The organism is Pseudomonas abietaniphila (assembly GCF_900100795.1).
GTDB classification, from domain to species: Bacteria; Pseudomonadota; Gammaproteobacteria; order Pseudomonadales; family Pseudomonadaceae; genus Aquipseudomonas; species Aquipseudomonas abietaniphila.
Map to the genome: position 1 here is coordinate 13,548 of NZ_FNCO01000016.1, position 22,965 is coordinate 36,512.

Below are 22,965 nucleotides of genomic sequence, written 5' to 3' on the forward strand. Positions count from 1 at the left end.
CCGAACTTGGGGGGCGAATGTGGATCAGTTTCAGTGGACCTTGATTCCGCCGTCCCTCATGACGCCAAGGGGTGACCAGCGTTTTGTTAAATTTCAAACCCGTCCTGCTGATGTGCCTGATGCTTGGCGTTGGTAGTTTCAACGTGATGGCTGCCGACGCGTCTGCCGCAAGCGCTGCACAGTCCTCGGCACCCGCCGATCCCGCTCCGGCCGCAGAGCCTGCCCAACCGGAAATTCTGGTGAAGGGCGGATTGCTCGGTGCAATCAGCTCCAGCATCGACAGCGTGCAGGACAAGCTGGATCTGGACGGAAATCTATTAGACTCCTGGCGCCTGCGTGCAGACCGTGCTGCGGATGAGCTCGATACGCTCGTCAACAAGCCGTTGGCGCGTTCGCCGTGGAGCATCATCAGCGACTTTCTGATTTTGTCAGTGGTGTGGATCGCGGCATTTTTGCTGCTCAATCGCATCGCGACGTTCATTGTGGGCCGCGTCTCTCGGCGGCGCCTGCTGATCAAGCGGGAGCGGGTCAAGGGCGTGCTGAGCTACGTTCTGCCTTTCACGATTCCGGCGGTGATCTGTCTGCCGCTGACGCTGTATGTCAGCCACTTCATGTCACCCTCGATCGGCCGTGCGCTGGCGTTATGTCTGGCGTATTCGACCAGCAGCGGCATCTTTTCCAGCTCAATATTGATGTCCGTCATCGTGCTTTTCAATTCGGGGCACAAGCGCACTGCGGTGCGCGTCATACGCGGCTACGCACCGCATCCGTTGTTCGTCATCGGCTTCCTCGCCGCCTTGAGTGACGCCCTGACCAGTCCGCAGATTTCCCGTCAGTTTGGCGGTAACGTCACCACCAGCGTTGCGGCCTTTACCGGGTTGATGGCCTCGGTGATGTTCTGCATCGTGGTGATCAGGATGCGCAGGCCTGTGGCGCATCTGATTCGTAACCGGTCACTGAGCGCTCGTCTGGCACGGCCGGCGTTGCAACAGACGCTGAAGATTTTTTCGAGCCTCTGGCATTTGCCGATTCTGCTGATGATTCTGGTCTCGGCCGTCAACCTGATCGGCGCAGGCGAGGACAGTCAGGAAGCACTTCGGTGCGCGTTGCTGACCACCGTTTTGCTCATCGGCACGGTGTTCCTCAGCACGTTGTTTCAGCACATGTTCAAACCCGCCGAAGTTCACACCGGACGCGTCTATAAAGAGCGGCTGCTGAGTCTGCTGCATGCAGTGCTACGCATCGCGCTGGCGGTAGGATTTATCGAATTGCTGGGCAGGATCTGGGGTTTTTCGCTGTTCGAATTCGCCCAGCGCAATGCGTTGGGCAAGGTCATCAGCGACTCTCTCAGCAGCATCGGGCTGATTTTCCTGGTCACGTGGTTGCTGTGGGTGGTCATGGACACCGCGATTCAGGAGGCCCTCAAGCCGCCGACCACCAACCGCTCGTCGCGCCAGCCCAGCACGCGCGTGAAAACCATCCTTCCCCTGCTGCGCAACGCGATCAAAATTATCCTGGTGGTGATCTGCACCATCACCACAATGGCCAATCTGGGCATCAATGTCGCGCCTTTGCTGGCGGGTGCCGGGGTGGTCGGTCTGGCCATTGGTTTTGGTTCCCAGCAACTGGTTCAGGACGTGATCACCGGGCTGTTCATCATTATCGAGGACACCATTTCCATCGGCGACTGGGTGGTGCTGGACTCCGGTCACGCCGGTACGGTCGAGAGCCTGACGATTCGCACGTTGCGTCTGCGTGACGGCAAAGGCTTCGTGCATCCGGTGCCGTTTGGCCAGATCAAGGCGGTGACGAATCAGTCGCGCCAGTTCGCGTACGCGTTCTTCTCGTTCCAGTTCACGTACGATTCGGACGTCGATTCCGCGACATCGCTGATTCGCGAGGCGGGGCAGGCGATCAGCGATGACTTTCTGCTGGCGAGCAAGCTGCAAGGGCCGCTGGAGGTGTTCGGCCTGGATCGCATGGACATGAACGGGATCGTGATCACTGCACAGTTCCGGACGTCGTCAGGCGGGCAGTATGCGGTGAGTCGCGCGTTCAACGACAAACTCAAGCGCCTTGTGGATAAGTCGACGGATGTGCGTTTCGCGCAAACTTATCCACAGCTGATCATGAGCCCGCATAACGGACCCATGCTGCCGATGGAGGAGGGCGATGAGCAGCAGCCGTTGCCGGGCAAGGCCTCGGTGGTGAACAAGGATGGGTCGGAAAGTCCGGCGTAGCGGCAGAAACGTGAGCGGTGGCGGGCTTGGTGCGGGCCATGTTCGGACGAATGCGGCGGGTGAGCAGCATCATCGGTGAATGACAGACCGCGTTCGCGGCCCTCGTAACCTCGGACTGCTCCTACAGGAAGCACATCTATCTCACGAGCGCGTCAGCGGCATAGCGGCCTCATCGGAACAACCGGTCGCGGACCTGCAGCATCATTCCGGCATCCAGCTCGCCCCAGTACTGCGGTTTGCCTGCGATGATCGCGGCGATAGGGACGCCGTCGCGGTACACCAGTCGGTTGCCGACCACCGCTGCCACTTTCGCGCCGGGGAGCAACGTCCCGGCGAGATTCAGCGGGTCGACACCGCTGACGCCAATCAGGCTGCCGTCCAGCGGGCGTTTGCGCACGTCCCGCAGCACAGGGATCGCCTCGGGCAGCGCAAATTGCTCACCGGCCAGACCTGCAACGAAGCGCCCGCCCCGAATCTCGCCACGTGCTTCCAGTCGATGAAACGTCCTGAGCAGCTCACGCCAACTGGGGAGCCAGTCGGCTTCACGCTCCAGCAATCGCCAGAAAACCACGCCATAGCGGCGTAGTAGCGTCATGGCGATGTGCTCAAGCGTGTCATTGTCGAGTCGTTGTTGTGGTGCAGATGATGCCTTGGCCGGGGCGCGACGCAGCAACGCCCAGCGTCCGGCATCGTCCATTCCGCCGATAAATGCACCACGATTGCGTCGGCTGGTGTGCGCCGCGCGCTTGCTGGCGGGCGTGACCAGTGCCCGCAGTCCGGCGAAACTGTCGGCGTTTACCAAGCCTGCGCCAACCAATTCCTGCAGTGCGTTCTCAAGCTCTGTGCGCAACAGATGCGCCTCGGAAGTCAGTTCGTCGAAGAACATCGCGCCGTGGTCCGACAGCACTTCATACACCCTCTGCGCGCGCAACGACAGTTCGGTCGGCGCGGGCTGCTCGGTCAGACCGCTCCACAACCGCACCTGTGGGCGCGGCAGCAGCACAATCGGCGTACTGCGCAATGCAGCGCTGCCGATCTTGTTGCGACTGGTCAGACGCATCCACACCACCTTGCCGGACCGACACAGGTCATCCAGCCAGCTCTGGGAATAATCCTTCAAGCGGGCCGGAAGAATCTCGCTGTCCCAAGCGCCCGCTGCCGCAGAATACCCTTCGAGCTGATCGACCACTTCGGGCAGCGCTGCTTTGCCCTGGCTCTGGGTCGACATGGAAAGGTGTTGCCAGTCGAACAAAAAGCGCATGAAGTCCTGCAACGAAACAGGCTCGATTTCCCGCCTCAGGCGTTTGACCGTGTAGCGATGAATACGCGACAGCAAATGCCGCTCGCACCACTGTTCCTCGCTGACGCCGGGGCTGAAGCGTCCACGCAGCACATAGCCTTCGTTTTCCAGTTGCGCCAACGCCTGAGTGACGTTGCCCGGCGACAAGGCCAACGGTTCGGCGATGGCCGACAACACCATCGGCCCGAACCCGCTCAGGCGCGCGCGAACCATCTCGACGCGGGCATCGTCCTCGTTCCACGCTTCATCGAATCCTGCCAACGCCGCCAGCGGCGGGTGCATTTCGGCGGTGGGGTACAGCGCTTGCAGACACGTCAGCCGCTCCAGCGCAATCCACAGCGCCTGATCGGGCGTGACCTGCAGGCGGGTCGCGCGACCAGAGCGGGCCAGGCTTTCCAGCCATTTCATCCAGTCACGCTGATCCCGGGCTTCCGCGCCGCTCACGCAACCCAGGCTCATCAAGGCTTCGTGCATCTCGTCCAGGTTCTGGGGCTGCGGCCAGGCTTCTTCGCTGACCGCGACAATCGCGTCGGCGTCGAGCGCGCCCAGATCGTCGGCAGACTCCGGGTCGCTCCAGCGTCGATTGAGGACGGCTTGGGTGCGTCGTTCTTCCAGAGGCGCGTCGTCCAGAAACGCGTAGGGCTTGGCGTTGAGAATTTCGGCCGCGAGTGGCGAGGGGGCGGGGAGGTCACGACTGATCAGCCGCACGTCACCTTTTTCCATGCGGCGCAGCAAAGACAGCCAGCCCTCAGCGTCCATGGCTTCGTGCAGGCAGTCGTCGAGGGTTTGCTCAACCAGCGGATGCTCTGGAACTTCACGCTCGCCGACCAGGTTTTCCAGGCAGGCGATCTGATCGGGAAACACCGTGGCGATCAGGTCTTCGCTCTTCATGCGCTGCAGCTGCGGCGCGACTTTGCGACCGCCCGCATAACGAGGCAGGGCCAGCGCGACTCCGGCGTTCCAGCGCCAGCGCACGCCAAACAAAGGCGCCTCGAGCACGGCCTGAATCAACAGGTGCTCGGCGGTGTTTGAATGGAGGTAGCACCAGACGTCGTCCAGCGCAAAGCTGTGGGTGGTGGAAAGCGACAGCACGATGGCGTCTTCGCTGGCGGCGGCCTGCAATTCGAAATTGAATGTGCGACAGAAGCGTTTGCGCAGCGCCAACCCCCAGGCTCGGTTAATCCGGCTGCCGAAGGGCGTATGGATGACCAATTGGGTGCCGCCGGACTCATCGAAGAAGCGCTCCATCACCAGCGTGTCCTGGGACGGCAAGGCGCCGAGCGCCGAGTGGGCGCGGGCGAGGTAATCGACGATCTGTTCGGCGCTGGCGGCGTCCAGCCCGAGCGTACTCATCAACCAGTCGCTGCACGGTCTTAGGTTGCCGGGATGCGCCGCGAGCTGCTGATCAATGTCGGCCTGCAGGCGCGCGACGGCAAAAGAAAGCTCATTGCTGCGCCCGGGCGCTTCACCCAGCCAGAACGGAATATTGGGCGGCACACCTTGGGCGTCTTCGACCCGCACGCGCCCGGCTTCGATTCGCAGGATCCGATAAGACGTGTTGCCGAGCTGAAAGATATCGCCGGCGATGCTTTCGACGGCGAAGTCCTCGTTGACCGTGCCGATGTTCAGCGCCTGCGGCTCAAGGATCACGCTGTAATCGGCATTGTCCGGAATCGTCCCGCCGCTGGTGACCGCTGTCAGCTTGCTGCCGCGTCGCCCTCGCAACGTGCGGGTCACGGCGTCGCGATGCAGGTAAGCCGCGCGCACGCCCTGACGACCGCTGTAGCCTTCGGCGAGCATGCCCAGCAGCGCCTGATAATGGCCTTCGTCGACCTCTGCGTAGGGCGATGCCTGGCGGAACATCTCCAGCAACGCTTGCTCTTCCCATTCCCGGCAGCTGACCTCGGCAATGATTTGCTGCGCCAGCACATCCAGCGGCGCCTTGGGAATCTGCAGGATGTCGAGCTCGCCACGTCGCACACAATCGAGCAGGGCGGCGCACTCGATCAGATCATCGCGAGAAACAGCAAACAACCGGCCTTTTGGCGTGCCGCCGACCTGATGCCCGGAACGTCCTACGCGTTGAAGGAATGAAGCGATGGAACGCGGCGAACTGATCTGACAGACAAGATCGACGTCGCCGATGTCGATCCCCAGTTCCAGCGACGCGGTCGCAATCAACACCTGCAGATCGCCACGCTTGAGCCGTTGTTCGACGTCCAGGCGCTGCTCCTTGGCGAGGCTGCCGTGGTGCGCGGCGACGGCTTCCTTGCCGAGACGATCGCTCAAATGGCGGGCCATGCGTTCGGCCAGGCGCCGCGTATTAACGAAGATCAATGTGGTGCGATGCTCGCGCGCCAGGTCGGCGAGGCGGTCGTAAACCAGCTGCCAGACATCGTTGGCCATCACGGCGGTCAGCGGCACGGGAGGTACTTCGATGGCCAGATCGCGAGGGCGCGCGTGGCCGATGTCGACGATGGCGCAGGGGCGTGTGACCGCATCGCTGCCGACCAGAAAGCGTGAGACGCGTTCGATGGGTTTCTGGGTGGCCGACAGTCCGATGCGCAGCAGTGGCTTTTCGCACAGCGCCTGCAAGCGCTCAAGGCTCAATGCCAGGTGGCTGCCGCGCTTGCTGGCCGCGATGGCGTGAATCTCGTCGATGATCACGGTTTGCGTATTCGACAGCATGCGGCGGCCGGAATCCGAGCCCAGCAGCACGTACAGTGATTCGGGCGTGGTCACCAGAATGTGCGGCGCGGTCTTGCGCATGGCCGTGCGTTCTTTCTGCTGGGTGTCGCCGGTGCGCACGGCGGTGCTGATGCGCAGCTCGGGAAGGCCCTGACCCATGAGCTGTTCAGTGATGCCGGCCAGCGGGTTTTGCAGGTTGATCTGGATGTCGTTGGACAGCGCCTTGAGGGGCGAGACATAGACCACGAAGGTTTGGTCCGGCAACTGTCCGCCGGCTTCCAGGCCCTGGTGAACCAGATCGTCGATCACTGCCAGGAACGCCGTCAGGGTTTTGCCCGAGCCGGTGGGCGCTGCGATCAGCGTGGACTGCCGCCTTTTTATCAACGGCCACGCTTGGGCCTGGGCCGCCGTGACGGCCGGAAATGTGGCGCGAAACCAGGCACTGACGGCAGGGTGGAAGGCGTCGAGCACGGGGTCAGAAGCATGGGATACATTCATGGGTGAATTTATGCGGGCGCTGGCGGGCGGATGCAAGGGCCGGTGATCGGGGACGGCTCGAGGGCGGTTTTTACAGGAGCGCGCTTGCCCGCGATTGCGCGAGATCAGTCGCCTCAATGTCGGCTGACATTTCCTCATCGCGGGCAGGCGCGCTCCTACAATGGGCATCGACTGCCACCTGTTGGGACTTATCCACCGACGTGTTATGTTTGCGAGCGTTTTTCACCTATTTTTTCTAAGACTGAGCCTGCTGACTCTATGCGAATGCGCCTTATGCTGTTGGGCGGCGGGAATGCCCTTGGGCAGGCGTTGATTCGTCTGGGTGCCGAGGAGGACATTGGATTCCTCGCACCGCGTCCACCGCAAGACGGTTGGGATGCGGCAAGCCTGACGCAACTGCTCGATGACACCCGCCCGGATGCCTTGATCAACCTTGCTTATTACTTCGACTGGTTTCAGGCGGGGAGCGTAAGTGCAGAGAGGTTGAACACCCAGGAACGCTCCGTAGAGCGTCTTGCCGAGCTGTGCCAGCACCACAACATCGTTCTGGTTCAACCTTCCAGTTATCGCGTGTTCGATGGCTCGCGGGCGACCGCCTACAGCGAGAAAGACGAACCCGTGCCGCTGGGGTCGCGTGGCCAGGCGCTCTGGCGTATCGAACAAAGCGTGCGTGCGACCTGCCCGCAACATGTGCTGTTGCGCTTCGGCTGGTTGCTCGACGACAGTGCCGACGGTGTGCTGGGGCGGTTTCTGACCCGCGCCGAATCGCCCGATGAGTTGCTTCTGGCCGATGACCGTCGCGGCAATCCGACGCCGGTGGATGATGCGGCGCGCGTGATCATTTCGGTGCTCAAGCAGCTGGATTGCGCAGCGCCGCTGTGGGGCACGTATCACTACGCCGGCCACGAGGCGACCACGCCGCTGGCGCTCGGTCAGGCCATCCTCACCGAGGCACGCCTGATGCGTCCTCTGGCGATCGAGGCACCGACCGCTCAGGCCCACGCCGCGAGCCCGGATGTCGCCGAAGAGCCGCAGAACGCCGTGCTGGCCTGCAAGAAAATCCTTCACACCTTTGGTATCAAGCCTCGCGCATGGCGTGCCGGTTTGCCCAGCTTATTGGACCGCTACTACCGTCATGTCTGATGCTCCTGTCCTCATCACCGGCGGCGCCGGTTTCATTGGCTCGCACCTGGTCGACGCCTTGCTCGCCAAGGGGTACGCGGTGCGCGTGCTCGACGATCTGTCCACCGGCAAGCGCAGCAATCTGCCGCTGGACAATCCTCGGGTCGAGCTGATCGAAGGTGACGTTGCCGATGCTGCACTGGTCGCGCGCGCCGCAGCAGGGTGTCAGGCCGTTGCGCATCTGGCGGCGGTGGCCTCTGTGCAGGCGTCGGTGGACGATCCGGTGAGAACCCATCAGAGCAATTTCATCGGCACGTTGAACGTCTGCGAGGCCATGCGCCAGGCCGGTATCAAGCGCGTGGTGTTTGCCTCGAGCGCAGCGGTGTACGGCAATAATGGCGAAGGTGAAGCCATCACCGAAGACACGCCCAAAGCCCCGCTGACGCCGTACGCGTCAGACAAGCTGGCCAGCGAACACTATCTCGACTTCTACCGTCGTCAGCATGGTCTGGAGCCTGTCGTGTTTCGCTTCTTCAATATCTTCGGGCCACGGCAGGACCCATCCTCGCCGTACTCGGGCGTGATCAGCATCTTCGCTGAGCGGGCCGAGAAAGGCGTGCCTATTTCAGTGTTTGGTGACGGCGAGCAGACGCGAGACTTTTTCTACGTCGAAGACCTGGTCGATCTCGTGGTGCAGGGTTTCGAACTGCCTGAAGTGGCAGAGGGCGCGGTCAACGTAGGCTTGAATGCGACCACCTCGCTGAACGAGCTGCTGGCGGCGTTTGAGCAGGTGGTGGGCAGTCTTCCGACGGTGACCTACCTGGCCGCGCGGTCGGGTGACATCAAGCACTCTCGCGCCAACAATGAGCGTCTGCTGCAGCGCTTCAAGGTGCCGACGCCGACGCCGCTGAAGGTCGGGCTGGCGCGTTTGATGGGGCACTAAACGACTGCAGGAGCGCGCCTGCCCGCGATCGGGACAACGCGGTGGTTAAGTCACACCACGTCGTTCCAATCGCGGGCAAGCGCGCTCCTGAACAAGCGAGTCGTGTCGGGCTTAAAACTTGTAACCGAACCCGAGCATGTAGACCCAGGGATCGACGTCAACGTTGACCTTGGTGCGCGCCATGGACAGTGCTGACGGACCGTCCAAAGTCGCCTGAGTGTTGATGTCCACATACCAGACAGCGGCGTTGACCATCACGTGGTCAGTCAGCATGTAGTCCATGCCCACTTGCCCGGCCCAACCCCACGAGTTGTCGATGTGCAGGTCGTTCATGCCTTGGCCTTTTCGGTCGCTGCTCAGGTTCTCGTCATAGAACCAGGTGTAGTTCACCCCCAGACCGGCATAGGGCTGGAACTTCGAATTTGCCTCCATAGGGTAGTACTGCAGCGATAGCGTTGGCGGAAGCTGTTTAACGTCAGCCAGCTTGCCGTCCAGACCCGCGCCAAGGCCCTTGATGGCGACCGTGTGCTGGAAAGGCGTTGAGGCCAGTAACTCGACTCCGACGTGATCGGTCAACATGTAGGCGAAGGTCAGGCCCAGTTGGGTATCGCTGTCCAGCGTCGCTTTGGTGCCCGGTGCCTTCACGCCGTCGAACTTCAGATTGCCGCTGTCTTCATTGGGCGCGGTGGTGGCAGCACCGGCGCGAACGATGATGTCGCCGGCTTGGTGGGCGTGGGCGGCAAGAGGGACAGCGAGTGCGAGCGCGAGGACCGATGCGCCGAGCAAGGACGTGTTCATGGGGGCTCCGTAAGGGCATAAAAAAGGGATGCCTTATGTTACGAAGCGTCTGGATCGAGGGTTTTGACCTGGCTCAATGAAATCGGTCGCAATCCTGTGGACTTGATCCTCGCGTGACGAATGTCCTTGTGGAGCAAATTCATTCGCGATGGGCCGGCACATTCCACACATTTTTGGTGGTTGTAGAGACGCATCGCGAATGAATTCGCCCCACAGCGGAATGCGCTAGCCAGGTGATTGCTACTGGTCCGGCAGCTCGTACACCAGAATCTTGTCGGCCTCCATCTGATACCCGGCGTCGGCCAGTTCGCTGGTCGATGATTTGACTTGCATCGGCCCTTCGATCCAGTACGGCTGGTACAGCTCATCGACCTTCACGCCAAGCTCGCTCGTGACGTGGACGATCTGATTCGGGGGAGGCGGCGGCACGTGGATGCAGGCGCCGAAATACGGGACCAGCAGAAACTCCGTCACCCGGCCTTCTTCGCTGACTTCCAGAGGCACGATGTACCCCGGCAATCTCACCCTTTCCCCATCCAGCGATTTGACCACCGGCGCGTGGGGCGCCAGCTGATGAGCCGCAGGCGCCGATTCCACCGACAGCGTGTCGGCCATTTGCGACAGGTTGTGGATGGGCGCCGTGATCAGTTTCACCGGCGGCGCATCGGGCGGAATCATCTCCTGCCAGGTCAGCACGCGCAGATCCTGCGCCCACAGCGGCGCCGAGAGCACCAGCGACACCATCATCATCCACAGCCTACGCATCAACACGTCCTCATAACCGGATCGACAGGCCGTCTGCCAGCGATTGACGATACGCCCGCCAGGCGGGTACGACGCCCATCAGCAGCGCGGCACCGAGAATGCCGCCCAACAGTGTCCATTCATAAGCGCTCGGCAGCGACAGTGGCAAGTACAAGCCGTAATTCGCCTGCACGTAACCCTGAGCAGCGGCAATGCCGATGTAGAGCAACGCCAGCCCGCTGATCGCACCTGCGAGCGCCAGCGCGAAGGCTTCCAGGATCAGCAGGCTGGCGATATGCCAAGGGCGCGCCCCGACCGAACGCAAAATCGCCATCTCCCTGCGACGCTCGTTGAGGCTGGTGAGAATCGCCGTCAACATGCCGATCAAACCGGTCAGCACCACGAACAACGAAATCACGAACAGCGCTTTCTCTGCCGTGCCCATCAGACTCCAAAGCTCCTGCAATGCAACGCCCGGCAGGATCGCCAGCATCGGTTCGCCCCGGAATTCGTTGATCTCCCGCTGCAAGGCAAAGGTTGAAATTTTGTTGTTCAGCCCGAGCATGAAGGCCGTGATGGCCGTCGGCGTCAGGTCCATGTTGCGCGCCTGATCAGCCGTGATACGCCCGGCGCCCTGGGCCGGCACGCCGTTATGCCAGTCAATGTGGATCGCTTCCATGCCGCCCAGACTGATGTGCAACGTGCGGTCCACCGGCGTGCCGGTGCGTTTGAGAATGCCGACCACGGTGAACGGCTTGTCGTCGTGCTTGACCAGGCTTACTACCGCCACGCCGTGAGCGAGCACTAGCTTGTCGCCCAGTTTGTAATGCAGGGCGTCGGCCACTTCGGCGCCCAGCACCACTTCAAATGGGTCGGTGGCGAACGGGCGACCTTCGGCCAGTTCAAGGTGCTGCTGGCGGCCGTACTGGTAATGCTCGAAATACGATTCGTTGGTGCCCATCACCCGATAGCCGCGATGGCTGTCGCCCAATGAAATCGGGATCGCCCACTTCACCTGCTTGCTGTTGGCGAAGTGTTCGAAGCTGTCCCAGCGAATGTTGTTGGTGGCGTTGCCGATGCGGAAAACCGAATACAGCAACAGGTTCACCGAGCCTGAGCGTGCGCCGACGATCAGGTCGGTGCCGCTGATGGTGCTCGCAAAGCTGGCACGGGCTTCGGTGCGTACGCGTTCGACTGCCAGTAGCAGGCAGACCGACAGGGCAATGGCGAACGCCGTGAGAAACGCGGTAAAGCGGCGGTTGGCAAGGCTGGCCAGCGCCAGGCGCAGAAGATACATCTCAAACCTCGGTGGCGACGGTGGCGCGATTGAGCTCGGCCAGCGACAGGTTGCGGTCGAACAGCGGCGCCAGGCTCTGATCGTGACTGACAAACAGCAGGCTGGCACCGGCCTCGCGGCATTCGGCGAACAGCAGCTGAATGAAGGCCTCACGAGCGTCGGCATCGAGCGCCGATGTGGGTTCGTCAGCGATCACCAGTTCGGGCTGGCCGATCAATGCGCGAGCGGCGGCGACCCGTTGCTGTTGGCCGATGGACAACGCGTCGGCGCGACGGCTCAACAAATGTGGATCTTTGAGGCCCAAATGCGCGAGCAGCGCCGTCGCAGCTAGATCAACGCTGCCATGACGCTGTGTCGCTCGTTCTGCGCGCAGTCTGGAGAAATGACAGGGCAACTCCACGTTCTCGCGCACCGACAGAAACGGCAGCAGGTTGAACTGCTGGAAGATGTAGCCGGTGTGATCGACGCGAAACCGGTCGCGGGCGCCGGCGGACAGTTCTGTCAGCTCCTGGCCCAGCAGGCGAATGCTGCCCCGATCGGGTTTTTGCACACCGCCCAGAAGACCGAGCAACGTGGTTTTGCCGCTGCCGCTGGGGCCTTTGAGAAACAGGGTTTCGCCCGGCTCCAGGCGAAACGCCGGGATGTCCAGCAGAGGAGGGTGTCCCGGCCAGGCAAAGCCAAGTCCGGACAGCTCGATAAGTGCTTGAGTCATGGCCTCTATCGCATTTCAAAGGTGAACGACCGGGAGGCCCCGGTCGTGTGTGAAGCAAAGTGGGTTAAAACTTGACCACTGGGTTGCTCGGACGCACTTCAGCGCCCATCTGGCGTTTCGGTGTCACCAGTTGCACCTGAATGGTTTGGGTCGCCGGGAAGCTTTTGAACAGCTGGGTCAGGTCCAGCTTGTTGAGCACAGCAGGCACATTGCAGGTGAACTGGTAATGACCGTGGATTTCGCTGTGTTCGTGCTCGTCCGCATCCCCGTCGTCGTGGTCATCGTCCTTGTCGCCGAACAAGGGGCTTTCCAGCTTCTGCTTGGTCACTGTGCAGCCTGCTGCTTCCGGAATACTGAACAGCCCGTGGGGTTTGAGCAGGGTTTCCCGCGCCAGCGCCAACGTTGTTTTGTCGGCAGCGGACGTGGCGGCGTGTTCGAAGCCGACGATGTTCATGGCCGGGGTGTCCAGCTCCAGTTCCAGCGTCCGGCCATCCAGCGCCATGTCCAGTCGCGCCACACCGTGCACATGCGCGCCGAGGCTGCCGTGTTCATGATCGTGATCATGTTCATCGGCAGCGTGGGCGAGGGTCAGCGGCAGCAGCGCGAAGGGCAAGGCGAGTAACAGACGACGCATAAGAGAAGGCTCCAGGGCGGGATTGGAAATTTGTTATGTGATCTTATAACAATAAGTTGCGGGCGTTCTTAACTTTTTTGTTCAGGAACTGTAGGAGCGTGGCTTGTATCTGGGCCGCATTCGGACGATCGGCCGCGAACCGGTCGTGAAATCCACAACGCGTCTTCTACTGACACTGCACCGTCGTCGGATTCACTGCCGCTACGCGCCAGATCGTCCGAATGCGGCCCAGACACAAGCCACGCTCCTACAGGGGTAGTGTTGTATCAGGGGGCCGCGTGCAGCTCGGGAGTACCTGTGGGACCATGCCGCTCAGTCAACCAGAGGACACACATCATGTTGCGAATCCGTGGAACCGTCGGCGACATGCCGGTGGATCTGACCGTGGAGATGGACGAAAGCGACTGGGCCCGGCTGGGTACGCAACTGGGCGTGCCGGTACAGGAGAACAAACCGCTCAGCGAGTCATCGGCCAAACCGGGGCCCAGCCGTAATGACGCAGTCTGGGAGATTGCGCAGGAGCTGCTGCGCAAGGCCGGCCACATGAGCGGGCCTGACCTGCTTGGACAGCTGGAAGGGCTGGCGGGCAGCACGGCAGCGGGCAAGCGCCTGATGGTGCGCATGCGCCACAGTGCCAACGTCAAAGTCGAAAGCCATGGCGATGCGCCGGAGTATCACTGGGTGGAGTGATGCCTGGGATCTCCCGACGCAATCCTGGCTAAAGCCCTACAGGGCCGGAGTCACTTCAGTAAAGCGCAGCAAACAACTTGCGGCGATAGGTGGTCACCAGCGGGTGGTCGTTGCCCAGCAGGTCGAACACCTGCAGCAGGGTCTTGTGCGGTTGGCCTTCGTTGTAGTTGCGGTTGCGGATAAACAGTTTGAGCAAGCCTTCCAGTGCGGCGTCGTACTGCTGGCGGGACAACTGATGGATCGCCAGCTGATGCGCGGCTTCATCGTCCTGCGGATTTTGCGCCAGACGGCTCTTCAGGTCCGCTGCATCCGGCAGTGCCTTGGCTTCCCCGAGGAAGGTCAACTGAGCTTTCGCGCCTGCCAGTGCGGCTTTGTGATCGTCGCCTTTAACCGCGTCCAGTACAGCGCGGGCTTCGCTCAGCTCGCCACGTTCAGCCAGGCAGCGCGCGTACAGAATCAGCGCGGCGGCGTTGGTGTTGTCCTCGGTGAGGATGGTCTGGAGCACCGCTTCCGCTTCCGCGAAATGGCTCGCGGCGAACATTTCCTGAGCGGTTTGCAGCGGGTCAGCCGCGGCCGGAGGCGGCATTTGGACATGCGGTTCGAGCAGCGCGCGGATTTGTGATTCAGGCTGGGCGCCGGCGAAACCGTCTACCGGCTGACCGTCCTTGAACAGTACGACGGTCGGCAGGCTGCGAATACCGAAGCGGGCAACGATGTCCTGCTCTGCGTCACAGTCGACTTTCGCCAGCAACAGTTCGCCCTGGTAGCTCTCTGCAATCTGCGCCAGCAACGGCATCAGCACCTTGCACGGCGCGCACCACTCGGCCCAGAAATCCACCAGCACGGGTTTGTGAAAGGAATTCTCGATGACCAACTGATCGAAAGTGGCAGTGGTCGCATCGAAGATGTACGGCGTGTCCTGGCTCATCGCAAGTCTCGAAAAAGGCTTAATGGGGCCAACTATAAAGGGCGGCCGGGTGTTGTTGAAAGGACGGTGATGTCTTGTAGGAGCGTCGCTTGTCCCGCGACCGGCGACGGAGTCGTCGTAAACCCTGTCAATGCAGTTTTTCTGCTGCACCGCGTACACCGGATTTACGACTGCTTCGCAGCCGGTCGCGGGGCAAGCCACGCTCCTACAAGGGGGGCGTTATCGTGCTGCGTGATACAGACTCACCCTGCGAAACTCCCACGGCTCGGCCAGATCCGGCAAGGTCAGGGCCTCCAGAATCCCCAGTCGCTCATACAGCGGATGCTGAAAATCCCTGACCCGCGAGTCGGCCACCAGTGCGGCTTTGCCCCGGCTGAGAAACTGATCCAGCAAAGGCAGGTTGGCCCGGTCGTACAGCACGTCGGCCACGAGAATCAGATCGAACCGGTCGGCTTCGGCAAAGAAGTCTGCGGAGTAGCCGAGCGTCACGCCGTTAAGGTCGGCGTTGGCCTTGCACGAGGCGAGCGCGATGGGATCGAGATCGCACGCCACCACTTCCAGCGCGCCAGCCTTCATGGCGGCGATGCCCGCGACGCCCGAACCCGCGCCGAAATCCAGTACCCGCTTGCCCTCGACCCACTGCGGGTGTTCGGTCAGGAAACGCGCCAGCGCCAGACCGCTGGCCCAGCAGAAGCTCCAGTAGGGCGGCTCTTCAAGGATGCGCCGGGTCTCTTCAGGGCTGAACGCACGGTCCATATTGTCGGCGTCGATCAGCCATAGCTTCAGGTTCGTGCCGGGCAACGGCTCAGCGACCAATCGGGCGTCGCCCAGTCGTTCGTTCAGCGCCGCTTGCAGATGCGGCGGCGGTGTCATGGCGCGGTGACGAATTGCAGCTGGCCCAACGCTTGAGTGTCAGGCCTGGCAATCAGCACCGACGGCAGGTGCAGGATCAACTGACCCGACTGACTGGCGCGGCCGCGCAACTCGACCCGCGCACCTTGCGGAAACGCTTCCGGGTTGAAGCGCAGCTGAAACGGCAACGACTGGTTGTTGCCGGTGAGCTTGGTGCTGCTCAGCAGCTTTTGCGGGCGGTTGCGGTCATCGATCACCAGCAACGCCAGCTCAACCTCGGCGCCGGCGGGTACGCCCAGCAACTGGCCGCTCAATTCGCGTTGATACGGCAGAAGCGGGCCGGGGCCTTCCGGCAGTTTGATCGCATTCGGCGCCGGCTTGGCGGGCGCAGCGGGTTTGGGCGGCTCAGCAGTGCTACAGGCGGCGAGCAGGCCGAGCAGGCTGATTACAGCGAGCGAACGTAGCGTCATGAACAGCTCCAGCAAAAACGGAATCGATGGGGACACGCGGGACTTCACGCAGTATCGCCGAGGGTGACAGCTTTCGCTGCACCGGATGCGCGTCTATATACCTCAAACCCCGAGACTTGTCTTGCCGGTGGGATGCGCTACCATGGCCCTCCCTTTTTTTGTTGCCTGCCACCATGCACTGTCCCTTTTGCGGTGCCAACGACACCAAAGTCATTGACTCGCGCCTTGTCGCCGAAGGCGATCAGGTTCGTCGCCGTCGTGAATGCGTCGCGTGCGGCGAACGTTTCACCACGTTCGAAACCGCCGAACTGGTCCTGCCTCGGCTGATCAAGCAGGACGGCAGTCGCCAGCCCTTCGATGAAGAAAAGCTGCGCGCCGGCATGCAACGCGCGCTGGAGAAACGCCCGGTCAGCGTCGAGCGTCTTGAAGCGGCCCTGGCTCACATCAAGAGCAAGCTGCGGGCGACCGGTGAGCGCGAGGTCAAATCCCTGATCGTCGGCGAGCTGGTCATGGCCGAACTGCAGAAACTCGACGAAGTGGCGTATATCCGCTTTGCTTCGGTGTACCGGCGGTTCCAGGACCTCAACGAATTCCGCGAAGAAATCGACCGACTGGCCCGCGAGCCGGTTAAAGAGTGAGCATGTCCCCCACAGAGCAAAGCGTGCTCGACGCCGCTTATATGGCGCGAGCGCTGGAACTGGCGCGCAAGGGCGTCTACTCGACGCACCCTAATCCTCGAGTGGGTTGTGTGATCGTGCGTGATGGTGAAGTGGTCGGCGAGGGCTGGCATGTCCGTGCAGGCGAGCCCCACGCCGAAGTCCACGCACTGCGTCAGGCGGGCGACAAGGCCAAAGGCGCAACCGCTTACGTCACCCTCGAGCCTTGCAGCCATCACGGGCGCACGCCGCCCTGCGCCGACGCACTGGTCAATGCCGGTGTGGCGCGCGTGGTCGCGGCGATGCAAGACCCCAATCCCGACGTCGGCGGACGCGGCTTGCTGCGTTTGATGAGCGCCGGTATCGCCGTTCAGAGCGGTGTGCTGGAAGGCGAAGCGCGGGGGCTCAACAAAGGTTTTCTCAAGCGCATGGAGCACGGCCTGCCGTATGTGCGGGTGAAGTTGGCGATGAGCCTGGACGGTCGTACCGCGATGGCCAGCGGCGAAAGCCAGTGGATCACCGGGCCTGAGGCTCGTTCTGCGGTGCAGCGTCTGCGTGCTCAGTCGAGTGTGGTGCTGACCGGCGCCGACACTGTGCTGGCCGACAACGCGCGCCTCACCGTACGCCCTGACGAGCTGGGCCTCAATGCCGAATTGACGGCGCTTGCCGTGACCCGGCCGCCGCTGCGCGTGTTGGTCGACGGGCGCTTGCGCGTGCCGCTGGATGCGCCGTTCTTCAAGGCGGGCAGTGCGCTTGTGGTGACCTGTGCCGCGGCGTCGGCGCGTGAGCGATACCACGAAGAAGGCCACGAGATGCTGGCATTGCCCAGCAGCGGCGGGCATGTCGATCTGCGCAAGTTGCTGGTAGAACTCGCGTCCCGTGGCGTCAACGACGTGCTGGTAGAAGCGGGTCCCAAGCTGGCCGGTGCGTTCACTCGCCTGGGGCTGGTCGACGAATTCCAGATTTTCGTCGCCGGCAAGTTCATGGGGTCGTCAGCGCGTCCTTTGCTGGACCTGCCGTTGGCGCAGATGAGCGAAGCGCTCGAGCTCAAGATCATCGAAATGCGTGCTGTGGGCAATGACTGGCGAGTCATCGCAATACCAACGCCGAGCGCGAGCGTATAATTTTCGGCCATCGTATCAACGCTGGCCCTGTTCTCCCGGAGGACCCATGTTTACCGGCATTATCGAATCCATCGGCAGCATCCGCGCCATTACTCCTAAAGGCGGCGACGTCCGCGTTTATGTAGAGACCGGCAAACTCGACCTCTCCGACGTCAAGCTGGGCGACAGCATCGCCGTCAACGGCGTCTGCCTGACCGCCGTAGAACTGCCAGGCGACGGCTTCTGGGCCGATGTCAGTCGTGAAACCCTGGACGTCACGGCGTTCGTGGACTTGAAGACCGGCAGTCGCGTCAACCTTGAAAAGGCCCTGACCCCGACCACGCGTCTGGGCGGCCATCTGGTCAGCGGCCACGTCGACGGGGTCGGCGAAGTGCTGTCCCGCGAAGAGAATGCCCGTGCGATCCAGTTCCGCATGCGCGCGCCCCGTGAGCTGGCCAAGTACATCTCGCACAAGGGCTCCATCACCGTCGACGGCACCAGCCTGACCGTAAACGCGGTGAATGGCGCCGAGTTCGAGCTGACCATCGTGCCGCACACGCTCTCTGAAACGATCATGGGCGACTACCGTCCTGGCCGTAAGATCAATCTGGAAGTCGATCTGCTGGCGCGTTACCTGGAGCGCTTGCTGCTCGGTGACAAGGCCGCCGACCCGACGCCCGCCCAGGGCGGCACCATCACTGAAAGCTTTCTGGCCGCCAACGGCTACCTCAAATCCTGAATTGAAGGGGGTGCCGCGTGGCGCTCAATAATATCGAAGAGCTGGTTGAAGACATTCGCCAAGGCAAGATGGTCATCCTCATGGATGACGAAGATCGCGAGAACGAAGGCGATCTGATCATGGCCTCCGAATGCGTCAAGGCCGAGCACATCAACTTCATGGCGCGTTACGCCCGTGGCCTGATCTGCATGCCGATGACCCGCGAGCGCTGCGAAACCCTGAAGCTGCCGTTGATGGCGCCACGTAACGGGTCGGGCTTCGGCACCAAGTTCACCGTTTCCATTGAGGCCGCCGAAGGCGTGACCACGGGCATCTCTGCTGCTGACCGCGCGCGTACCGTGCAGGCCGCTTCCGCCAAGGACGCCAAGGCCGACGATATCGTAAGCCCGGGCCACATTTTCCCGCTGATGGCTCAGGCCGGTGGCGTGCTGTCCCGCGCCGGTCATACCGAAGCGGCTTGCGACCTGGCGCGCATGGCCGGTTTCGAGCCGACCGGCGTGATCTGCGAAGTGATGAACGACGACGGCACCATGTCCCGTCGTGCCGAACTCGAAGCCTTTGCCGCTGAGCACAACATCAAGATCGGCACCATCGCCGACCTGATCCATTACCGGATGATCCACGAACGTACCGTTCAGCGGATTGCCGAGCAGCCGCTGGACAGTGAACTGGGCCAGTTCAACCTGGTGACCTACCGTGATTCGGTCGAGGGCGACGTTCACCTGGCGCTGACGCTGGGCAAGGTCTGCGCTGAAGAGCCGACGCTGGTTCGTGTGCACAACATGGACCCGCTGCGTGACCTGCTGATGGTCAAACAGCCCGGCCGCTGGAGCCTGCGCGCCGCCATGACGGCCGTTGCAGAGGCCGGCAGCGGTGTGGTGCTGTTGCTGGGTCACCCGCTCGACGGCGATGCTGTGCTGGCCCATGTGCGTGAAACCGCCGGCGGTGCAGCGGTCAAAACGCCGACCACTTACAGCACGGTCGGGGCCGGTTCGCAGATCCTTCGCGACCTGGGCGTACGTAAAATGCGCCTGATGAGTTCGCCAATGAAGTTCAACGCGATATCCGGTTTCGATCTGGAAGTTGTAGAATACGTGCCCTCCGAATAAAGACCGGCAGGTCACTGGCCGTGAACGCCTTGAAGCGTTCACGGTTTTTGTTCCTGCGGTCGCCGATTCGTGGCCTAAAATCCTGAAAGCGCGCCCCTGATGCGCGCTTGCTTGCTCTTTAATACGAGAACACGAGACTCAGCCGAATGACCCTGAAGACCATCGAAGGTACCTTCATCGCCCCCCAAGGCCGCTACGCCCTGGTGGTTGGCCGCTTCAACAGCTTCGTCGTGGAAAGCCTGGTGAGCGGTGCCGTTGATGCCCTGGTTCGCCATGGCGTGAGCGAAAGCGACATCACCATCATCCGCGCGCCGGGTGCTTTCGAAATCCCGCTGGTGGTGCAGAAAGTCGCTCAGCGCAGCGAGTTCTCCGCGATCATCGCGCTGGGCGCCGTGATTCGTGGCGGTACGCCGCATTTCGAATACGTGGCCGGCGAATGCACCAAAGGCCTGGCTCAGGTCTCCATGGAGTTCGGCGTGCCGGTTGCCTTTGGCGTACTGACCGTTGATTCCATCGAGCAAGCCATCGAACGTTCCGGCACCAAGGCCGGTAACAAAGGTGCCGAAGCTGCCCTGTCCGCCATCGAGATGGTCAGCCTGTTGGCGCAGTTGGAGGCCAAGTGATTAACGACGAAAGCGATCAGTTCAACCCGCGCGACCCTCGCCCGGCCGACGCTGGCAAACCCTCGAAGAGCGAAAAGCGCCGCGCTGCGCGCACGCTTGCCATGCAGGCGCTCTACCAGTGGCACATGGCCAAGCAGTCGCTGAACGAGATCGAAGCCCAGTTCCGCGTCGATAACGACTTCAGTGATGTCGACGCGGCGTACTTCCGCGACATCCTGCACGGTGTTCCGGCCAAGAAGGTCGAGATCGACGCTGCACTGACGCCGTGCCTGGACATCACCATCGACGAGCTGGACCCGGTTGAGCTGGCGGTTCTGCGCCTGTCTACGTGGGAAATGCTTGAGCGTATCGACGTGCCATACCGCGTGGTCATCAACGAAGGCATCGAGCTGGCGAAAGTTTACGGTTCGACCGACGGCCACAAGTTCGTCAACGGTGTGCTCGACAAGCTGGCTCCGCGTCTGCGCGAAGTCGAAGTGAAGGCTCACAAGCGCTGAGGCGTCTGGGTTTCTCCAGACTCTCAAGTGTTTCTACGCCATGGGCGAGTTCGAGCTGATCCGTAATTACTTCGCCGCTGCGCCTTGTGCGCAGCCCGGCGAAGGCGTTGCGTTGGGGATCGGCGACGACTGCGCCCTGTTGTCGGTGGCGCCAGGCGAACAGTTGGCGATTTCCACTGACACGCTGGTCGCCGGGGTGCATTTCCCCGGCGTCTGCGACCCCTTCCTGCTGGGCCAGCGTGCCCTCGGTGTCTCTGCCAGTGATCTGGCGGCCATGGGCGCCAGCCCTCTCGCGTTTACCCTTGCCCTGACCTTGCCGGACGTTTCTGCCGACTGGCTGGAGGCGTTTGCCCGTGGTTTGAACGAGATGGCCCAGGGCTGCTCGATGCGGTTGATCGGTGGCGACACCACGCGAGGGCCATTGAGCCTGACCGTGACCGTGTTCGGCTCGGTACCGACGGGGCAGGCCTTGACCCGCAGTGGCGCGAGGCCTGGTGACCTGTTGTGTGTCGGGGGGCCGTTGGGCGACGGCGCCGGTGCGCTGCCGCTGGTGTTGAACCAGCGCAGCACCGAGGCGTCTACCACACAGGTTCTGCTGGCGCGTTACTGGTCGCCACAGCCGCAACTCGGGTTGGGGCGGGCGTTGCGCGGGAAGGCTACGGCGGCGCTGGATATCTCCGACGGCCTGCTCGCCGATTGTGGGCATATCGCGCTCGCATCGGGCGTACGCTTGCAAGTGGAGCGCGAGCGCCTGCCGATGTCCGGCGCGCTGCTGTCGTTCTTCGGTCTTGAGCAAGCGCGACAGGCTGCGCTGGCGGGCGGCGATGACTACGTGCTTGCGTTCACCTTACCGCCATCGGAGCTCGATAGCCTTGTGTCGGCGGGCTGGCCGGTTTCAGTGGTGGGTCGCGTGGTCGAAGGGCAGGGCGTGGCGCTTATCGATGATCAAGGACAGGACATCACTCCGTTGACGCGGGGCTACCAACATTTTCGGGAGACACCGTGACAGACCATCCTAATCAGGTCCCGGCGGAAAACGTTCCTCCGTCGGTATGGACCAACCCTTGGCATTTTCTGGCGTTCGGCTTCGGCTCCGGCACGTTGCCCAAAGCGCCCGGTACCTGGGGCTCCATGGTCGCCGTGCCGTTCATTCCGTTGTGGCAGATGCTGCCTGATTGGGGCTACTGGCTGATGCTGGGGCTGACCATGCTGTTCGGCTTCTGGCTGTGCGGCAAGGTCGCCGACGATCTGCGTGTGCACGACCATGAAGGCATCGTCTGGGACGAAATGGTCGGCATGTGGATAACCCTGTGGCTGGTGCCTGAAGGCTGGGTCTGGCTGCTGGTGGGTTTTCTGGTATTCCGGTTCTTCGACATTCTCAAACCGTGGCCCATCCACTGGATCGACAAACACGTACACGGCGGCGTCGGCATCATGCTCGACGATGTTTTGGCCGGGGTTTTTGCGTGGTTGGCGATGCAGGGTCTAGTCTGGGTGTGGGGCGTGTTATAGGAAACCACTCATGGGCCGCGTAAGGATGAAATGGCTGCTTGGCCTGTCGCTGCTGATGATGACCGGCGTCTGGGTCCAAGCGAGCGACGCCTATGCGGGAACCTCATCCGAAAAACCTTCGGATATTGTGCTGGTCAGCGAGCAGTGGAACGGCTACACCGAAACAGACGGCAGTGGGTTGGGTTGGGACCTGATGCGGGAGATATTCGAGCCTGCCGGCATCAAGGTGGCTTTGCGTACAGAACCTTACACACGGGCGGTAGGCCTTGTGCAGCGTGGCGAAGCCGATGCGTGGGTCGGCGCCTACGAGCATGAGGTCGAGGGCACGCTCTATCCGAAGTGGCACTACGATACCGACGAAATTTACGCACTGGGCCTGGCGTCCAACCCGGTGCCGGCGCTGAAGACGTTGGGCAGTTACCGGCTGGCGTGGGTTCGCGGTTACGAATACCAGCATTACCTGCCCAACGTCGTGCACTTCAACGAAGTCGCCAGGCGCGATCACATTCTTCCAATGCTCGATCACGCGCGCGCGGACCTGTACATCGATGCCAGGCCTGAGGTGGATTTCATCCTCAGACAGGCCAGCGAGCCGCAGCGTTTTCGTACGACGTACCTGATGTCGATACCGTTGTTCCTGAGCTTTGCCGACAATGCACGAGGACGCTTCTTGCGCGATGTGTTCGATCAGCGCATGGCGCAACTGGTGCATTCCGGCAAGCTACGACCGATTTTTGCACGCTGGAAACAGCCGTATCCGTTCGACGCTGACGATGCTGCTCGCAAGACCGGGGCGAGGCAATGATCAAA

At 62.1% G+C, this 22,965-nt stretch carries 22 protein-coding genes; 13 read left to right on the forward strand and 9 right to left on the reverse strand.

What is annotated here, in order from left to right:
* The first annotated feature begins 110 nt into the window (after positions 1-110).
* Positions 111-2,240: a mechanosensitive ion channel family protein gene (locus tag BLS87_RS25345; protein ID WP_074757108.1), complete on the forward strand. Its 2,130-nt coding sequence runs from the start codon at positions 111-113 to the stop codon at positions 2,238-2,240.
* A 169-nt stretch (positions 2,241-2,409) separates the two neighbouring features.
* On the opposite strand, the gene BLS87_RS25350 is transcribed toward BLS87_RS25345, so the two are convergent.
* Complete coding sequence (locus BLS87_RS25350) at positions 2,410-6,726, reverse strand: DEAD/DEAH box helicase (RefSeq protein ID WP_074756884.1); 4,317 nt, start codon at positions 6,724-6,726, stop codon at positions 2,410-2,412.
* Between the two features lie 258 nt (positions 6,727-6,984).
* Between BLS87_RS25350 and BLS87_RS25355 the strand changes: the two genes are divergently transcribed.
* Complete coding sequence (locus BLS87_RS25355) at positions 6,985-7,869, forward strand: sugar nucleotide-binding protein (RefSeq protein WP_074756886.1); 885 nt, start codon at positions 6,985-6,987, stop codon at positions 7,867-7,869.
* A complete protein-coding gene (locus BLS87_RS25360; RefSeq protein WP_074756888.1) occupies positions 7,862-8,791 on the forward strand; it encodes an NAD-dependent epimerase/dehydratase family protein in 930 nt (309 codons plus the stop codon). Before BLS87_RS25355 ends, BLS87_RS25360 begins: the two co-directional genes overlap by 8 nt.
* 111 nt (positions 8,792-8,902) lie before the next feature.
* Here BLS87_RS25360 and BLS87_RS25365 read toward each other — a convergent pair whose 3' ends face one another.
* The 5 genes from BLS87_RS25365 to BLS87_RS25385 all read right to left on the reverse strand — a co-directional run bounded on the left by BLS87_RS25365 (position 8,903) and on the right by BLS87_RS25385 (position 12,976).
* Positions 8,903-9,589 (reverse strand): OmpW/AlkL family protein, encoded by a 687-nt coding sequence (locus tag BLS87_RS25365; protein ID WP_074756890.1) that lies wholly within the window; start codon positions 9,587-9,589, stop codon positions 8,903-8,905.
* Positions 9,590-9,829: 240 nt separating this feature from the next.
* Positions 9,830-10,354, reverse strand: a complete 525-nt coding sequence (locus BLS87_RS25370; RefSeq protein ID WP_074756892.1) for a DUF3299 domain-containing protein — start codon at positions 10,352-10,354, stop codon at positions 9,830-9,832.
* 10 nt (positions 10,355-10,364) lie between these two features.
* Positions 10,365-11,630 carry an ABC transporter permease gene (locus tag BLS87_RS25375; RefSeq protein ID WP_074756894.1) on the reverse strand — a complete coding sequence of 422 codons (1,266 nt, stop codon included), beginning with the start codon at positions 11,628-11,630 and terminating at the stop codon, positions 10,365-10,367.
* A 1-nt stretch (position 11,631) separates the two neighbouring features.
* Positions 11,632-12,342 (reverse strand): ABC transporter ATP-binding protein, encoded by a 711-nt coding sequence (locus BLS87_RS25380; protein WP_074756896.1) that lies wholly within the window; start codon positions 12,340-12,342, stop codon positions 11,632-11,634.
* Positions 12,343-12,406: 64 nt separating this feature from the next.
* Positions 12,407-12,976, reverse strand: a complete 570-nt coding sequence (locus tag BLS87_RS25385) for a DUF2796 domain-containing protein (RefSeq protein ID WP_074756898.1) — start codon at positions 12,974-12,976, stop codon at positions 12,407-12,409.
* Between the two features lie 336 nt (positions 12,977-13,312).
* Here BLS87_RS25385 and BLS87_RS25390 point away from each other — a divergent pair, with 336 nt between their 5' ends.
* Positions 13,313-13,666, forward strand: coding sequence for a hypothetical protein (locus BLS87_RS25390; RefSeq protein WP_074756900.1), 354 nt, complete (start codon positions 13,313-13,315; stop codon positions 13,664-13,666).
* A gap of 55 nt (positions 13,667-13,721) precedes the next feature.
* Here BLS87_RS25390 and trxA read toward each other — a convergent pair whose 3' ends face one another.
* The 3 genes from trxA to BLS87_RS25405 all read right to left on the reverse strand — a co-directional run bounded on the left by trxA (position 13,722) and on the right by BLS87_RS25405 (position 15,916).
* Positions 13,722-14,594 carry a thioredoxin gene (gene trxA, locus BLS87_RS25395; RefSeq protein WP_074756902.1) on the reverse strand — a complete coding sequence of 291 codons (873 nt, stop codon included), beginning with the start codon at positions 14,592-14,594 and terminating at the stop codon, positions 13,722-13,724.
* Between the two features lie 219 nt (positions 14,595-14,813).
* Positions 14,814-15,467 (reverse strand): class I SAM-dependent methyltransferase, encoded by a 654-nt coding sequence (locus tag BLS87_RS25400; protein WP_074756904.1) that lies wholly within the window; start codon positions 15,465-15,467, stop codon positions 14,814-14,816.
* On the reverse strand, positions 15,464-15,916 hold the full coding sequence (locus BLS87_RS25405) for a YbaY family lipoprotein (protein ID WP_074756906.1): 453 nt from the start codon (positions 15,914-15,916) through the stop codon (positions 15,464-15,466). Before BLS87_RS25405 ends, BLS87_RS25400 begins: the two co-directional genes overlap by 4 nt.
* Before the next feature lie 173 nt (positions 15,917-16,089).
* On the opposite strand from BLS87_RS25405, the gene nrdR reads away from it, so the two are divergent.
* The 9 genes from nrdR (at position 16,090) to BLS87_RS25450 (ending at position 22,960) form a co-directional block, all read left to right on the forward strand.
* Positions 16,090-16,554 carry a transcriptional regulator NrdR gene (nrdR, locus tag BLS87_RS25410; protein WP_167362104.1) on the forward strand — a complete coding sequence of 155 codons (465 nt, stop codon included), beginning with the start codon at positions 16,090-16,092 and terminating at the stop codon, positions 16,552-16,554.
* Between the two features lie 2 nt (positions 16,555-16,556).
* A complete protein-coding gene (gene ribD / locus BLS87_RS25415; RefSeq protein WP_074756910.1) occupies positions 16,557-17,696 on the forward strand; it encodes a bifunctional diaminohydroxyphosphoribosylaminopyrimidine deaminase/5-amino-6-(5-phosphoribosylamino)uracil reductase RibD in 1,140 nt (379 codons plus the stop codon).
* Positions 17,697-17,742: 46 nt separating this feature from the next.
* Positions 17,743-18,414, forward strand: a complete 672-nt coding sequence (locus tag BLS87_RS25420) for a riboflavin synthase (protein ID WP_074756912.1) — start codon at positions 17,743-17,745, stop codon at positions 18,412-18,414.
* A gap of 17 nt (positions 18,415-18,431) precedes the next feature.
* Positions 18,432-19,523: a bifunctional 3,4-dihydroxy-2-butanone-4-phosphate synthase/GTP cyclohydrolase II gene (gene ribBA, locus BLS87_RS25425; protein ID WP_074756914.1), complete on the forward strand. Its 1,092-nt coding sequence runs from the start codon at positions 18,432-18,434 to the stop codon at positions 19,521-19,523.
* A gap of 146 nt (positions 19,524-19,669) precedes the next feature.
* A complete protein-coding gene (gene ribH / locus BLS87_RS25430; RefSeq protein WP_074756916.1) occupies positions 19,670-20,146 on the forward strand; it encodes a 6,7-dimethyl-8-ribityllumazine synthase in 477 nt (158 codons plus the stop codon).
* A complete protein-coding gene (nusB, locus tag BLS87_RS25435) occupies positions 20,143-20,643 on the forward strand; it encodes a transcription antitermination factor NusB (protein ID WP_074756918.1) in 501 nt (166 codons plus the stop codon). Before ribH ends, nusB begins: the two co-directional genes overlap by 4 nt.
* 40 nt (positions 20,644-20,683) lie before the next feature.
* Positions 20,684-21,649 carry a thiamine-phosphate kinase gene (thiL, locus tag BLS87_RS25440; protein ID WP_074756920.1) on the forward strand — a complete coding sequence of 322 codons (966 nt, stop codon included), beginning with the start codon at positions 20,684-20,686 and terminating at the stop codon, positions 21,647-21,649.
* Positions 21,646-22,155 carry a phosphatidylglycerophosphatase A family protein gene (locus BLS87_RS25445; RefSeq protein WP_062384742.1) on the forward strand — a complete coding sequence of 170 codons (510 nt, stop codon included), beginning with the start codon at positions 21,646-21,648 and terminating at the stop codon, positions 22,153-22,155. The genes thiL and BLS87_RS25445 overlap by 4 nt, the downstream gene beginning before the upstream one ends.
* Before the next feature lie 10 nt (positions 22,156-22,165).
* The gene (locus BLS87_RS25450) at positions 22,166-22,960 is read left to right on the forward strand and encodes a type 2 periplasmic-binding domain-containing protein (protein ID WP_074756922.1); all 795 of its coding nucleotides are present in this window, start codon (positions 22,166-22,168) and stop codon (positions 22,958-22,960) included.
* The last annotated feature ends 5 nt before the right edge of the window (positions 22,961-22,965 follow it).